Origin of the sequence: Streptomyces sp. NPDC091271 (assembly GCF_044757505.1) — a bacterium.
Lineage (GTDB): Bacteria > Actinomycetota > Actinomycetes > Streptomycetales > Streptomycetaceae > Streptomyces.
Genome location: NZ_JBIVVD010000011.1, coordinates 20,651 through 34,134, shown reverse-complemented (window position 1 = coordinate 34,134; position 13,484 = coordinate 20,651). Strand labels below are relative to the sequence as shown.

Sequence of the window (13,484 nt, the reverse complement as noted above, 5' to 3'; positions counted from 1 at the left end):
CGCCCTCAGAACCTTGCGTGCAGCTTCCTGCCCAGCTCGACGGCCCGGGCGACCTTCTCCCGGGGCGTCGAGAACGACATCAGGTCCACCGCCGGTGCGAACCGCCGTACGGTGACCGAGCGCGGCGCCGCGAAGGACCGCAGCCCCTCCTCACCGTGGATCCGTCCGTACCCCGACTCGCCCGCGCCGCCGAACGGCAGGGACGGGATCGCGGCGAAGCCCAGCACCGAGTTCACCGACACGGCTCCGGAGCCGAGGCGTTCGGCCAGTGCGAGCCCGGCCGCCCGGGAGCGGGTGAACACGGCGGCGCCCAGGGAGTACGCCGACGCGTTGGCCCGCTCCACGGCCTCGTCCATGTCGCGCACCGGGTTCACCACCACGACCGGGCCGAAGGTCTCCTCCGTCACGGCCGGTGAGTCCTCCGGCACCCCTGACAGGACCACCGGCCCGAGCACGCGGTTCCGCAGGGCGTCGGGCCCGCCCAGTTCGGCGGTGCCACCGTCCACCAGGGCCTGCTTCACATGGTGTTCCACCACGCCGAGCTGGGACGGCAGGGTGAGCGGGCCGTAGGCGTCACCCGGCACCAGTGCCCTCGCACGGCTCACGATGCGCGCGCACAGAGCCTCGTGCACCGAGGCCACCGCGTACACCCGCTCCACACCGGCGCAGGTCTGGCCCGCGTTGCCCATCGCGCCCCACACGATCGCGTCGGCAGCCGCGTCCAGATCGGCGTCCGCCGCGACCAGCACCGCGTCCTTGCCCCCGCACTCGGCGAGCAGCGGTGTGAGCGTGGCCGCACAGGCGGCGGCGACCTTGCGGGCGGTGCCGGGCGAGCCGGTGAAGGCGACCTTGTCCACGCCGGACGGCCCTTCCGCTCCGGCCAGGGCGGCCCCGGTGGAGCCCGGGCCGGTGACCGTCCGCAGCAGCCCCACGTGGTCCGGGACGGCCTCCCCGAAGCTCCGGGCCAGCAGTTCCCCCACCCCGGGTGTGAGTTCGGACGGCTTGAACACCACGGCGTTGCCCGCCGCGAGGGCGTAGCCGATCGAGCCCATCGGTGTGTAGAGCGGGTAGTTCCACGGCCCGATCACGCCGATCACCCCGAGCGGGCGGTAGGCCAGGAGCGCCCGCTGATGGACCGACAGCAGGCCGGACGACACCCGCCGCCTGCCCAGCACCCGGTGGGCGTTGCGGGCCGCCCAGTCCAGATGGACCAGCGTCAGCAGCACCTCGGAGCGGGCGTCGTGCACCGGTTTGCCGGTCTCCGCCGCGATCACCTCGGCGAACTCGTCAGCACGGCCCGCCAGTTCACGCTTCCAGCGCAGGAGCGACGCGCGCCGCTCCCGCGCCCCGAGCGCCGCCCAGCCGCGGCCGGCGCTCCTGGCCTGCGCCACCGCGTCGCGGATGTCCTCGATGCCGTGCACCGCACGGTCTGTTCCGGTCGTCATGACTTCTCCATCGGCAGTGGTTCCAGGGGGCGGCTCTGCGCCCAGTGCGGTCCGAGGTCGTCGAGCTGGTATCCGAAGGGGTAGCTGCGTGGCCGGGGGCGGGAGGGCAGCCATCGGGGCCGTGCGGGCAGCAGTCGTACGCCGTGCGAGCGGGCGTGTACCAGACGCACGGCCGCCGCCCGCACCCATCGCGGCTGCGCAGGGAAGCCCAGCGCCCGCAGTAACGGCTCGTCCAGCAGCGCCAGCGCGAACCTGGCCACCAGAGGGCGCAACGGGGCCGGGTACCAGGCGGCCATGACCCGGAAGGTGGCGTTGGCGACGCGCCGGTTCGCCGGGTCGTACGCGAACATCCGGGCCTCGTAGGAGTCGAGCAGCTCCTCGAAACCCCTCGTAGGTGCCGGGTGCGCCCTCGATCCCCATCATGGCCGCCATCCGCCGCCCCACCTCCGCCAGCGCGCCCGCCTCCTGCGCGCACAGGGGCCGCCACCCGAACCGGTCGATCCAGCGTTTGGGGCCGACGACCGTGGTCGCCAGCACATAGAGGTAGTCCTCGTTCGGGATGCGGTACCTGCCGTGGATCCGGTTGAGGTGGCGGGCGGCGGCCCGGGCGCGCTCCGAATCGAAGCCCTCGGCCGCCATCTCGTATCCGAACAGGACGGTGTCGTCGTAGCGCTTCTGGCCGTTGCGCTCGAACTCCTGGGTGCGGTCGAGCAGTACGGAGATCCTCGGAACCCCGTAGTCGCGCAGGAAGGCGACACTGATGCCCTGCCGGTAGTCCCAGGGGAACTCGTACCGGGACATCAGCCGGAGTATCTCGGCGCAGTCGCTGACGGGGTCCATCCGGCGTATCTCGCGCAATCGGCTGTAGCGGCCCATGGTGTGTGCCCTCCTCCGCTCAACACACGTGCTGCATAAGGCATATGGCCGGACTCTCGCCTGGAGAGTCAAAGTTACAAATACTATTGACTTGTTTCATGTGGCGCGTCAACACTGCCGCGGGATCGCATACTGGAACACACACGGTCCGGGCGCCGCCCCGAGCACCCGCCGACCCCTGGGAGCATCCGCATGACCAGCGCAGGAGAGCCCGCACCGCCCCCGCCCGGCGGCGTCCTGTGGAGCCTCGCCGGAGACATCCGGGGACTGCTGATGCTGCCCGCCGCCCTCACGCTCCAGGTCGCCCACCCCGCCGTCGGCGCCGGTGTCGACGACCACTCGGTCTTCCGTACGGACCCCTGGGGGCGCGGCGAGCGGTCCCTGAGTTCGCTCCAGCTCTGGGTGTACGGGGGAGAAGCCGCCGCCGAGGAGGGGCGCAGGCTCAGGAAGCTGCACCGCACGATCCAGGGGACCGACACCCGCGGCCGCCGCTACCACGCGCTCACCCCCGCGAACTACGCGTGGGTGCACGCCACGGGCTTCCCCGTCTACCAGCACGCCTCGCGCTACCTGGTCCGTCCGCTCACCGACGCGCAGGAACGCGCCCTCTACGGGGAGTGGCTCCAGGTCGGCCGGATCCTCGGCATCCACGACCGGGACATGCCACAGACTCTCGAGGAGTTCTGGCCGTACTACCGCAAGATGCTGGCCGACGAGGTGGAGGCCACCGTCGTCGTACGGGAACTGGTCGCCGCGGACGCTCCCGTGCCACCGCCCGACCGGGGGCCCCTCGCCCTGCGGCTGGTCCTGAAGGTGCTGTGGCCCGTGCTCCTCCCGCCGTCGACGCGGTTCCGCAGATTCATCACGATCGGGCTGATGCCTCCGGACGCCCGCGAGGCCATCGGGCTCGACTGGACCCCGGACCAGGAGCGTCGTCTGCGGCGCTTCGGCGCCGTGGTGCGGCGGATCGTGCCCCTGCTCCCGGAGCGGCTGCGCTATCTGCCGCTCGCCAGGTCGGCGCGGGCCGAGTGGCGGCCCGGGGGAGGGCTCAGGCCGAGGCCCGGCGGACCAGTTCGGTCGGGGTGATCACGGAGTCCGGCCACGCCCCGGTGTCGCTGTTCAGCCGCTCCATCAGCAGCCGCACCATCAACCGCCCCATGCCCTCGACGTCCTGACGGACCGTCGTCAGCGGGGGCACGGCGGCCTCCGCCACCGAGGTCATGTCGTCGAACCCGACCACCGCCACGTCCTCCGGCACCCGCACGTCCCGCTCGCGCAGCACCCGCAGGGCGCCCGACGCCATCAGGTCGTTGGAAACGAAGACGGCGTCGAGATCCGGATGGGTGTCCAGCAGGTCCGACATGGCCCGGGCTCCGCCCTCCGCGGTGAAGTCGCCTTCCACGACGAGTTCCGGTCCCGCGTCCGGCAGCACGTCGTGGTACCCGTCGATCCGGTCGAGTGCCGACGTCTGGTCGCGGGGCCCGGCGATGTGAGCGATGCGCCGCCGGCCGAGCGAGACCAGATGACGCACGGCCTCTCGGGCACCGCCCCGGTTGTCGCAGTCGACGTACGGCACCTGTGTCGTGTCCTCGCCCGCCGCGGAGTGTTCCGGGCGGCCCCCGTAGACCGTCGGGACCCGGAACCTCCGGATGATCGCGGGGAGTTCGTCGTCGGTGTGCAGGGAGAAGGCCAGCACACCGTCCACGTGGCCGCCGGCGAGGTAGCGGGTGACCCGGTCGAAGTCACCGCTGCCCTCCACCAGGAGCAGGACCAGCTGTGCGTCGTGGGCGTTGAGCTCGCGGCTGATCCCGCGGATCTGGCGGGAGAAGAAGGGGTCGGAGAAGATCCGGAACTCGGGCTCGTCGATGATCACGGCGACAGCGCCGTTGCGCCGGGTGACCAGCGTCCGCGCCGCGTGGTTCGGGATGTAGCCGAGTTCGTCGACCGCCTTGCGCACCTGGTCCACCAGGGGCTGACGCACGCCCGCGCCGCCGTTGACGACACGGGACGCCGTGGCCCTGGACACTCCGGCGCGGGCCGCCACGGCCTCCAGGGTGGGCCGGGCGTCACGGTGCGGATCGGGGGTCGGGTCGGGCAAGGGTCGCTCCTCGTACACGCGCGCCCGGGCTGGGAACGGCTGGAACCGGCGGGGCTGGGCACGGCCGCTGTCAGCCTATCGGCCCGGCCGGAGGCGGCCGACGCCGGAGACGCGGACCCGTTCACTCCGTAAACGGTCGCGCGTGTACCGCTCGGGGATCCCGGAAGATGCGCACCGAGTGTGGTACTGCCTACGGAGAGCGAAATATTCGCATTGCGTGAAAGGTGCCATTTGTGTCACACGATGAGCAGAGAACGGGTGGGCGAGGGGAGTATCTGCCGGTAACGGCCGATCTGCCCACCGATCCACACCACGGCCGCCGTGCCACGACCGACCGGGTGGTGTTCGGCGTCTCCGCAGTGCTCACCATCGCCTTCGTGATCTGGGGTGCCACGGCCACCGACTCACTGACAGACGTCTCCAGCACGCTGCTCACCGGACTCATCCACAACGGCGGCTGGGCCTTCATGCTGGCGGCCTCCTGCTTCGTGGTCTTCGCCCTCTGGCTCGCGATCAGCCGTTACGGGAAGATCTCGCTGGGTCAGGAGGGGGAGAAGCCCGAATTCAAGACGGTCTCCTGGGTCGCGATGATGTTCAGCGCAGGCATGGGCATCGGCCTGATGTTCTACGGAGTGAGCGAACCGCTGGCCCATTTCGTCAATCCGCCCCCGGGCACGCACCCCGCCGACGCGGCCGAGGCCATGCAGACGGCGATGGCGACCACGCTCTTCCACTGGACGCTCCACCCCTGGGCGATCTACGCGGTCGTCGGGCTGGCCATCGCCTACAGCGCCTACCGGCGGCACCGGCGCCAGACCATCAGCGCGGTATTCATCCCGCTCATCGGCGAGCGGCACTCCCACGGGGCCGTCGGCCGCATCATCGACATCCTCGCCATCTTCGCGACGCTCTTCGGCTCCGCGGCCTCGCTGGGTCTCGGGGCTCTGCAGATCGGCAGCGGTTTCCAGGAGCTCGACTGGATGGAGAAGACCGGGACCGGCCTGCTGGTCGCGATCATCGCGGTCCTGACGGCCGCCTTCGTCGCATCGGCGGTCTCCGGTGTGGAGAAGGGCATCCAGTGGCTCTCCAACATCAACATGGTGCTCGCGCTGATCCTGGTGATCTTCGTGTTCGTCGTCGGCCCCACCATCATCATCCTGGACCTGCTGCCCACCTCGATCGCGGCGTACTTCGGTGACCTCGCCCAGCTCGCCGGACGGACCGAGGCGACGGGAGAGGGCGAAGTCGCCGACTGGCTCGCCAGCTGGACCGTCTTCTACTGGGCGTGGTGGATCTCCTGGACGCCCTTCGTCGGCATGTTCATCGCGAGGATCAGCCGCGGTCGCACGATCCGGCAGTTCGTCGGCGGCGTGATCCTGGTGCCCAGCACGGTCAGCCTCATCTGGTTCGCCGTCTTCGGCGGCTCGGCGATCGAGCTGCAGAGGGACGGAAAGCTCGGGGGCGTCGGTGACACCCCCGAGGCCCAGCTCTTCGGGGTCCTCCACGAATACCCGATCGCCACCGTGATGAGCATCCTCGTCATGATCCTGGTCGGCATCTTCTTCGTATCCGGCGCCGACGCCGCCTCGATCGTGATGGGGACGCTCTCCCAGAAGGGCGTCCTCGAACCCGCGAAGTGGGTGGTGATCTTCTGGGGTGTCGTCACCGGGGCCGTCGCGGCGATCATGCTGCTCATCGGCGACGGGCAGGGGGACGCCCTGGCGGGCCTCCAGAACCTGACGATTTTGGTGGCCGCCCCCTTCACCATCGTGATGATCGGGATGTGCGTCGCGCTCATGAGGGACCTGCGCCAGGACCCGATGATCGTCCGCAGGGAGTTCGGCGTGGAGGCCGTCGAGTCCGCCGTCATCGAGGGGCACGCCAAGTACGACGGGGACTTCGAGATCCGGATCGGACCCGGCACCGCGGAGATCACCACCGACGAACGCCACAAGCACGACCCGCCGGCCTGACGGGACTGCGGCTCAGCCCACCAGCTGGGCCGCAGCCCGCGCACAGCCCCGGGCCACCGTCACCCCGGCGCCGCCGTGGCCGTAGTTGTGCACCAGCAGTCCGCCGCCCGGCAGCTCCTCCGCCTCGACGCGCACCCCGGCGTCGCGGGCCGGCCGCAGCCCCACCCGGTGGCCGAGGACCCGGGCCCCCGCGATCTCCGGCCGTATCCGCGCGCACCGCGCCACGATCTCCGCGGCCGTCCGCGGATCGGGCGCGGTGCGCGCGTCGTCGGTCTCCGCCGTGCCGCCCAGCACCAGCCCGCCGGGCTGCGGAAAAAGATACGTCGTCGCGCTCGACGCCGGATCCGCGTCGGTGAACCACTCCTCGATGCCCGGGTTCTCCACCACCACCAACTGCCCGCGTACCGGCCGTACCCCGGGGTCGGGGACCAGTTCGCGCGCGCCGAGCCCGGTGCAGTTGACGACCACCCGCGCCTCGGCCGCCGCCTCCGCGAAGCCACGTACCGTACGCCGCTCGACCGCGCCCCCCGCTGCGGACAGCCGGCCCTCCAGCCAGCTCAGATGGGCCGGCATGTCGATCAGCGGAAGCGTGACCCGCAGCCCCTCCGCCACCTCGGACGCGCCCTCCAGGCTGCGGGCCCACGGCCCGAGCGCGGCCAGGCGTTCGCCCCCGTGCACCCCGGCGACCATGCGGACGCCCGTCTCGGCGGGTGCGGCGGCCAGTTCCTCGTAGACCCGGAGGGTTTCGAGCGACCAGTCACCCACCAGCGCCTCGGGCTCGATCCGGTACGGCCACCAGAGCGCACCGGCCACGGCCGAGGTCGTGGCCGCTGCCGGGTCCCTGGACCAGACGCGCACCCGCAGACCGCGCTCCGCCAGCAGCAGCGCCGTGGTCAGCCCGCTGACCCCGCCGCCCACCACGATCACGTCCGCCACGGCGCTCACCCCTGTCTCCATGCCGCCCCCGCGTGCACCGGGGGCGGGAAGGGCCATGGTCGCACCTCGTCCGGGGGGAAGACCGGCCCCCGCGGTTGGTTAGGATCAGCACCCTGATGACTGCCACCCTCGTCGCCAAGGAACTCGCCGCCGGGCACGGCGACCGCACACTCTTCGCGGGACTCGACCTCGTGGTCGCGCCCGGCGACGTGATCGGTCTCGTCGGAGCCAACGGCGCCGGCAAATCCTCGCTGCTCCGCTTGCTCGCGGGGCTCGACCGGCCGGAGGAGGGCGAGCTGAGGCTCTCCCCGCCCACCGCCACCGTCGGGCACCTCCCGCAGGAGCCCGAGCGCCGCGCGGGTGAGTCCGTACGGGAGTTCCTCGCCCGCCGCACCGGGGTCGCCGACGCCCAGTCCGCCATGGACGCCGCCACCCAGGCCCTGGTCGACGGAGCACCCGGCGCGGACGACGCGTACTCCGAGACGCTGGAGCGCTGGCTCTCCCTCGGCGGCGCCGACCTGGACGAACGCGCCGAGGAGGTCGCCGCCGACCTCGGTCTGACCATCGGTCTCGACCTCCCGATGACGGCCCTCTCCGGCGGACAGGCGGCCCGTGCCGGCCTGGCCTCGCTGCTGCTGTCGCGCTACGACGTCTTCCTGCTCGACGAGCCCACCAACGACCTGGACCTCGACGGCCTGGAGCGCCTGGAGCGCTTCGTGTCAGGACTGCGCGCCGGCACCGTCGTCGTCAGCCACGACCGCGAGTTCCTGATGCGTACGGTCACCAAGGTCCTGGAACTCGATCTCGCCCAGCAGGAGATCAACCTCTACGGCGGCGGTTACGCCTCCTACCTGGAGGAGCGCGAACGCGCCCGCACCCACGCCCGCGAGGAGTTCGAGGAGTACGCCGACAAGCGCTCCGCGCTCGAAGGCCGCGCCCAGATGCAGCGGGGCTGGATGGACAAGGGCGTCAAGAACGCCCGCCGCAAGGCCACCGACAACGACAAGATCGGCCGCAAGTTCCGCAGCGAGGCCAGCGAGAAGCAGGCCGCGAAGGCCAAGCAGACGCAGCGCATGATCGAGCGCCTCGATGTCGTCGAGGAACCCCGCAAGGAGTGGGACCTGCGGATGGAGATCGCCTCCGCACCGCGCTCCGGTTCCGTCGTGGCCACCCTCCGCGACGCCGCCGTCGTCCGTGGCGACTTCTCCTTCGGGCCGGCCACCCTGCAGATCGACTGGGCGGACCGGGTCGCGATCACCGGGGCCAACGGGGCGGGCAAGTCCACCCTGCTGGCCGCCCTCCTCGGACGGCTCCCTCTCGACGCGGGTCACGCCTCGCTCGGCTCGGGCGTCGTGGTGGGCGAGGTCGACCAGGCCCGCGAGCTGTTCCACGGCCCGGAGAGCCTGCTGGACGCCTTCTGCGCGGCCGTTCCCGACACCGAGCCCGCCGAGGTGCGCACCCTGCTCGCCAAGTTCGGCCTGCGCGCCGGCCATGTGCTGCGGCCCGCCACGACCCTCTCCCCGGGCGAGCGCACCCGGGCGGGCCTGGCGCTCCTGCAGGGCAGGGGCGTCAACCTGCTCGTGCTGGACGAGCCGACGAACCACCTGGACCTGCCGGCGATCGAACAGCTGGAGTCGGCGCTGGAGGCGTACACCGGGACGCTGCTGCTGGTCACGCACGACCGGCGCATGCTCGACGCCGTCCGGACGACCCGCCGCGTCGAGATCGCCGGCGGCAAGGTCACCGAGACCGCCTGACGCGAAGGCCCCGCCCGTCCCGTCGTACGGGAGGAGCGGGGCCGGTACGCCAGGGCTGCCTCAGTCGACGTAGCTGATGTCGGACGAGGAGTAGATGCAGTTCGTGCCGTCCGCGCCCGAGCCGATCTCGCTCGGCTCGCCGCTCGTCGTGCCCTTGTACTTGGTGCAGATCTTCATGTCACGGTCGCCGTCCTCGTAGATCGTGACGTCCGAGATCCGGGCCGTGTCGCCGTAGTTCGTGTTGATGCCGACCAGGCTCGTGCCGGGGGCCGTCGCCCAGATGTTCTGGAGCTGGATGTGCCGGGCGTTCTGCGTGGAACAGTTGCCACAGGAACGGACCAGCTTGCCGAAGTCGTCGACCTGGAAGTTCTTCACGACCAGGGTGCCGACGCCGTTGTGCTGGAACACCTTGTCCTCGGCCAGCTTCGCGCCGCCGCCGTCGATCGTGCGGACCGTCGAGGAGGAGCCGCCGCGGAAGGTCGCGGCGTCCTCGCCCACGTCCTCCCACCACACGTTCTTGATCGTGCAGGTACCCGCGCAGTGCACACCGTCGGCGGCCGGAGCACCGAGGATGACGTTCTGCAGGGTGGCGCCGTCCGCCAGCTTGATCATCGGGGGCTGGTCCTCGTCCTGACCCCCGCTGCCCAGGTCACCGCTGCCGTACAGGCGCTTCATGCCCCCGTCGTACGTGCCCGAGACCTCGATGGTCGACGAGACGGCCTGGCTGCCGTTGGCCGTCGGCCACGACGGCCGGTCCGTGGGCGGGTCGGTCGGCGGGTCCGTCGGGTCCGTGGGCGGGTCCGCCGGAACGGTGCCGGAGGCGGTGAAGGTCCAGCTCTTGCTGCTCACCGAGTCGCAGGAGTTCTGCTGGACCAGGGCGCCGGACGCCGTCGAGCTGTCCTTCACGTTGAGGCACTTGCCGCCGTTGCTGTTGACGACCCGGTAGGCGTTGCCGCTGACTGCGGTCAGGGTCCACACCTGGGTGGCCGCACCGCTGCAGTTCTGCTGCTCCACGGCCTTGCCGGCACTCGTGGAGGCGTCCCGCACGCCGGCGCACTTGGCGCTGTGCGCGGCGGCCAGGGTGTAGCCGCTGCCCGAGGCGGTGAGCTTCCAGGTCTGCGCGGCGGCGCCGTTGCAGGCGCTCTGCGCGAGCTGCGTCCCCGCGGAGGTGCTGGAGCCCGGCACTCCCAGACACAGCCCGCTCGCAGCGTTCGCCAGGCTGTACGAGCCTGCGGCAGGGGCGGCCGAGGCGGTGCCGGTCGCGAACAGTGCGGTGAGGCCGGCGACGAGGAGCGACACGACGGCGACCAGCGCGGCGGCCGCACGGCCGCCCCGTCTTCTGAACTGCTGATTCTCTGTATTCACTAGGCATCCCTTTCACCGCCTGCGGTATTCTCCGCAGGCACCTGACGGTGGTTGGTGCGGTGGTTGGCGCAGTGGTGAAGCCGTCCCCGGTTCCGGAGCAGCAATCTGCATGATGAACCGAGTTCGCGTACATGAATCGCCGTGACCGTACGTCACTCACCTGTAGCGGTCAATACAGCCGGACGGACGATCAGTAACGGCGACGGGCGGACAGGAGAAGCTCCTGCCCGCCCGCCACCGTGGTCCCTGCTCAGCGCTTGCGGCCGCCCGAGTCGGAGCCGCCCAGTCCGGCCCGCCGCAGCGCGTCCGCCATCGCGCTGTTGGCCGGCGCGGCCGCCGGACGCGGTGCGCCGCCCTGGCCACCGCCCCCACGCCGGTCACGGTCCTGGCCGCCGCCCTGGCGGGCCCTCTGGCCACCGCCCTGCGCCTGCCGCTGGCGCGGCGGGCGTTCCCCGCCGCCGCCCTGGTCGCCCTTCTCGCGCCGGGGCCCCTGGCCGCTGCTCCGGTCCGCCCCGGCCTCGTCGTCGAGCCGCAGGGTCAGGGAGACGCGCTTGCGCGGGATGTCGACGTCCATGACCTTCACCTTCACGATGTCGCCCGGCTTCACGACATCCCTCGGGTCCTTGACGAACGTCCGCGACATCGCCGACACATGGACGAGACCGTCCTGGTGGACACCGATGTCCACGAACGCGCCGAACGCCGCGACGTTCGTGACGACACCCTCCAGCACCATCCCGGGAGCCAGGTCCCCGAGCTTCTCGACACCCTCCTTGAAGGTGGCCGTCCGGAAGGCGGGCCGCGGGTCCCGGCCCGGCTTCTCCAGCTCCTTGAGGATGTCCGTGACCGTCGGCAGACCGAACTTCTCGTCCACGAAATCGTCCGGCCGCAACGACCGGAGGACCTCGGCGCTGCCCATCAGCGAGGCCACGTCACCTCCCGTCCGCTTCACCATCGTCCGCACCACGGGGTACGCCTCGGGGTGCACGCTCGACGCGTCCAGCGGGTCGTCCCCGCCCCGGATCCGCAGGAAGCCCGCGCACTGCTCGTACGCCTTCGGGCCCAGCCGTGCCACGTCCTTGAGCGCCCGGCGGGAGCGGAACGGGCCGTTGGTGTCCCGGTGGGCCACGATGTTCTCGGCGAGCCCGGAGCCGATGCCCGACACCCGCGAAAGCAGGGGCGCGGATGCCGTGTTGACGTCGACGCCGACGCCGTTCACACAGTCCTCGACCACGGCGTCCAGGGAGCGTGACAGCTTCACCTCGGACAGGTCGTGCTGGTACTGGCCGACGCCGATCGACTTCGGGTCGATCTTCACCAGCTCGGCCAGCGGGTCCTGCAGCCGGCGCGCGATCGAGACAGCGCCGCGCAACGACACGTCCATGTCCGGGAGTTCCTGCGAGGCGAAGGCCGACGCCGAGTACACGGAGGCGCCCGCCTCCGACACCATCACCTTGGTGAGCTTCAGCTCCGGGTGCCTGTCACACAGTTCACCCGCGAGCTTGTCGGTCTCGCGGGACGCGGTGCCGTTCCCGATCGCGATCAGGTCGACGTGGTGCTCCCTGGCGAGCCGCTCCAGCGTGGCGAGCGACTGGTCCCACTTGTTCGCCGGGACGTGCGGGTGGATGACGTCCGTCGCCACGACCTTGCCGGTCGAGTCCACGACGGCGACCTTCACACCCGTACGGAATCCGGGGTCGAGCCCCAGCGTCGCCCGGGTGCCGGCCGGGGCGGCGAGCAGCAGGTCGCGCAGGTTCGAGGCGAAGACGCGTACGGCCTCGTCCTCCGCCGCGGTACGCAGCCGCAGCCGCAGGTCGATCCCCAGATGCACGAGGATCCGGGTCCGCCAGGCCCAGCGGACCGTGTCGCCCAGCCATTTGTCCCCGGGCCGGCCGCGGTCCGCGACACCGAACCGGCGGGCGATCATGTTCTCGTAGGAGGACGGGCCGGGCTGCTCCGACGGCTCCTCCGGCTCCAGGACCAGGTCGAGTACGTCCTCCTTCTCGCCCCGGAGCATCGCGAGGACGCGGTGGGAGGGCAGCGCCGTGAAGGGTTCGGCGAAGTCGAAGTAGTCGGCGAACTTCGCGCCCGCCTCCTCCTTGCCGTCCCGCACCTTCGCGACGACCCTGCCGCGCGACCACATGCGTTCGCGCAGTTCGCCGGTCAGATCGGCGTCCTCCGAGAAGCGCTCGGCCAGGACCGCCCGGGCGCCCTCCAGTGCCGCAGCCGGGTCCGCCACGCCCTTCCCCGCGTCGACGAACGCCGCGGCGGCGGCGAGCGGATCCACGGACGGGTCACCGAGCAGCCTGTCGGCAAGGGGCTCCAGGCCGGCCTCGCGCGCGATCTGTGCCTTCGTCCGGCGCTTCGGCTTGAACGGCAGATAGATGTCCTCCAGCCGCGCCTTGGTGTCGGCCGCCCGGATCTGCGCCTCCAGGGTGGCGTCGAGCTTGCCCTGCTCACGGACGGACTCGAGGACCGCCGTACGGCGGTCCTCGAGTTCTCGCAGGTACCTCAGCCTCTCCTCGAGCGTGCGCAGTTGCGCATCGTCGAGCATCTCGGTCGCTTCCTTGCGGTAGCGCGCGATGAACGGCACGGTCGACCCGCCGTCGAGCAAGTCGACGGCCGCCTTCACCTGACGCTCACGTACGCCGAGCTCCTCGGCGATCCTGCCTTCGATGGACGTCGTCACGGTTTTCCCGACTCGCCTTCTCGTACTGGCTGTGCTGGCTGTGCCACTGGGGTGGTCCACACCCGGTGGGCCCCTTCGCCTGCATTGTGCCGGGTTGCCGGGGGCCGTGTCGCGTGACCTGCTCGATCACGGCCCCGACGTCCTGCCGAAGGGCCGGCTCAGGCGCGCCGGGTCCTGCCGCTGCGCGAGGCGCCGCCGAAGAGGCTCGCCAGGAGGCGGAAGGGCAGAGTCACCACGGTGGCGATGGCCGAGCCGACGGTACTCAGAGCGTTTGCGATCGCACGGAACACGGTGTGCCTCCTTCGTAGGGTGTGTCCTGCGCCTGGCCGGTTCCGCGCGTCGTAA

The 13,484-nt window shown here is 71.3% G+C and carries 9 protein-coding genes and 2 pseudogenes; 3 read left to right on the top strand and 8 right to left on the bottom strand.

The features are described from left to right. Nucleotides 1-5: 5 nt before the first annotated feature. Together ACIQM3_RS35510 and ACIQM3_RS35505 are read right to left on the bottom strand one after the other, a co-directional pair. Nucleotides 6-1,445 (bottom strand): aldehyde dehydrogenase family protein, encoded by a 1,440-nt coding sequence (locus ACIQM3_RS35510; RefSeq protein ID WP_401631965.1) that lies wholly within the window; start codon nt 1,443-1,445, stop codon nt 6-8. Then, nucleotides 1,442-2,321, bottom strand: a pseudogene (locus tag ACIQM3_RS35505) (oxygenase MpaB family protein). The gene ACIQM3_RS35510 and the pseudogene ACIQM3_RS35505 overlap by 4 nt, the downstream one beginning before the upstream one ends. A 192-nt stretch (nt 2,322-2,513) precedes the next feature. On the opposite strand from ACIQM3_RS35505, the gene ACIQM3_RS35500 reads away from it, so the two are divergent. Further along, nucleotides 2,514-3,407 (top strand): oxygenase MpaB family protein, encoded by an 894-nt coding sequence (locus ACIQM3_RS35500; protein WP_401631963.1) that lies wholly within the window; start codon nt 2,514-2,516, stop codon nt 3,405-3,407. On the opposite strand, the gene ACIQM3_RS35495 is transcribed toward ACIQM3_RS35500, so the two are convergent. Further along, nucleotides 3,370-4,419: a LacI family DNA-binding transcriptional regulator gene (locus ACIQM3_RS35495; protein ID WP_401631961.1), complete on the bottom strand. Its 1,050-nt coding sequence runs from the start codon at nt 4,417-4,419 to the stop codon at nt 3,370-3,372. The two genes, ACIQM3_RS35500 and ACIQM3_RS35495, sit on opposite strands and share 38 nt — an antisense overlap. 233 nt (nt 4,420-4,652) lie before the next feature. Here ACIQM3_RS35495 and ACIQM3_RS35490 point away from each other — a divergent pair, with 233 nt between their 5' ends. Next, nucleotides 4,653-6,392 carry a BCCT family transporter gene (locus ACIQM3_RS35490; protein ID WP_401631959.1) on the top strand — a complete coding sequence of 580 codons (1,740 nt, stop codon included), beginning with the start codon at nt 4,653-4,655 and terminating at the stop codon, nt 6,390-6,392. 12 nt (nt 6,393-6,404) lie between these two features. Here the strand turns inward: ACIQM3_RS35490 and ACIQM3_RS35485 are convergent, their stop codons facing one another. After that, nucleotides 6,405-7,337: an FAD-dependent oxidoreductase gene (locus ACIQM3_RS35485; RefSeq protein ID WP_401632158.1), complete on the bottom strand. Its 933-nt coding sequence runs from the start codon at nt 7,335-7,337 to the stop codon at nt 6,405-6,407. A gap of 107 nt (nt 7,338-7,444) precedes the next feature. Here ACIQM3_RS35485 and ACIQM3_RS35480 point away from each other — a divergent pair, with 107 nt between their 5' ends. After that, entirely contained in the window at nt 7,445-9,085 is a 1,641-nt protein-coding gene (locus tag ACIQM3_RS35480; protein ID WP_401631957.1) for an ABC-F family ATP-binding cassette domain-containing protein, read from the top strand. Between the two features lie 60 nt (nt 9,086-9,145). Here the strand turns inward: ACIQM3_RS35480 and ACIQM3_RS35475 are convergent, their stop codons facing one another. The 4 genes and pseudogenes from ACIQM3_RS35475 to ACIQM3_RS35460 form a co-directional block, all read right to left on the bottom strand. Then, nucleotides 9,146-9,790, bottom strand: a complete 645-nt coding sequence (locus ACIQM3_RS35475) for a pectate lyase (RefSeq protein WP_401632157.1) — start codon at nt 9,788-9,790, stop codon at nt 9,146-9,148. A gap of 117 nt (nt 9,791-9,907) precedes the next feature. Further along, nucleotides 9,908-10,384: pseudogene (locus tag ACIQM3_RS35470) on the bottom strand (RICIN domain-containing protein); the annotation flags it as partial. Between the two features lie 316 nt (nt 10,385-10,700). Continuing rightward, nucleotides 10,701-13,139, bottom strand: a complete 2,439-nt coding sequence (locus tag ACIQM3_RS35465; RefSeq protein WP_401631954.1) for a Tex family protein — start codon at nt 13,137-13,139, stop codon at nt 10,701-10,703. Nucleotides 13,140-13,297: 158 nt separating this feature from the next. Then, nucleotides 13,298-13,429 carry an LPFR motif small protein gene (locus ACIQM3_RS35460; RefSeq protein ID WP_356715874.1) on the bottom strand — a complete coding sequence of 44 codons (132 nt, stop codon included), beginning with the start codon at nt 13,427-13,429 and terminating at the stop codon, nt 13,298-13,300. Nucleotides 13,430-13,484: the final 55 nt, after the last annotated feature.

Coding starts and splice junctions, on each gene's coding strand:
- ACIQM3_RS35510 (WP_401631965.1), bottom strand. CDS start 1,445: ATGACGACCGGAACAGACCGTGCGGTGCACGGCATCGAGGACATCCGC.
- ACIQM3_RS35500 (WP_401631963.1), top strand. CDS start 2,514: ATGACCAGCGCAGGAGAGCCCGCACCGCCCCCGCCCGGCGGCGTCCTG.
- ACIQM3_RS35480 (WP_401631957.1), top strand. CDS start 7,445: ATGACTGCCACCCTCGTCGCCAAGGAACTCGCCGCCGGGCACGGCGAC.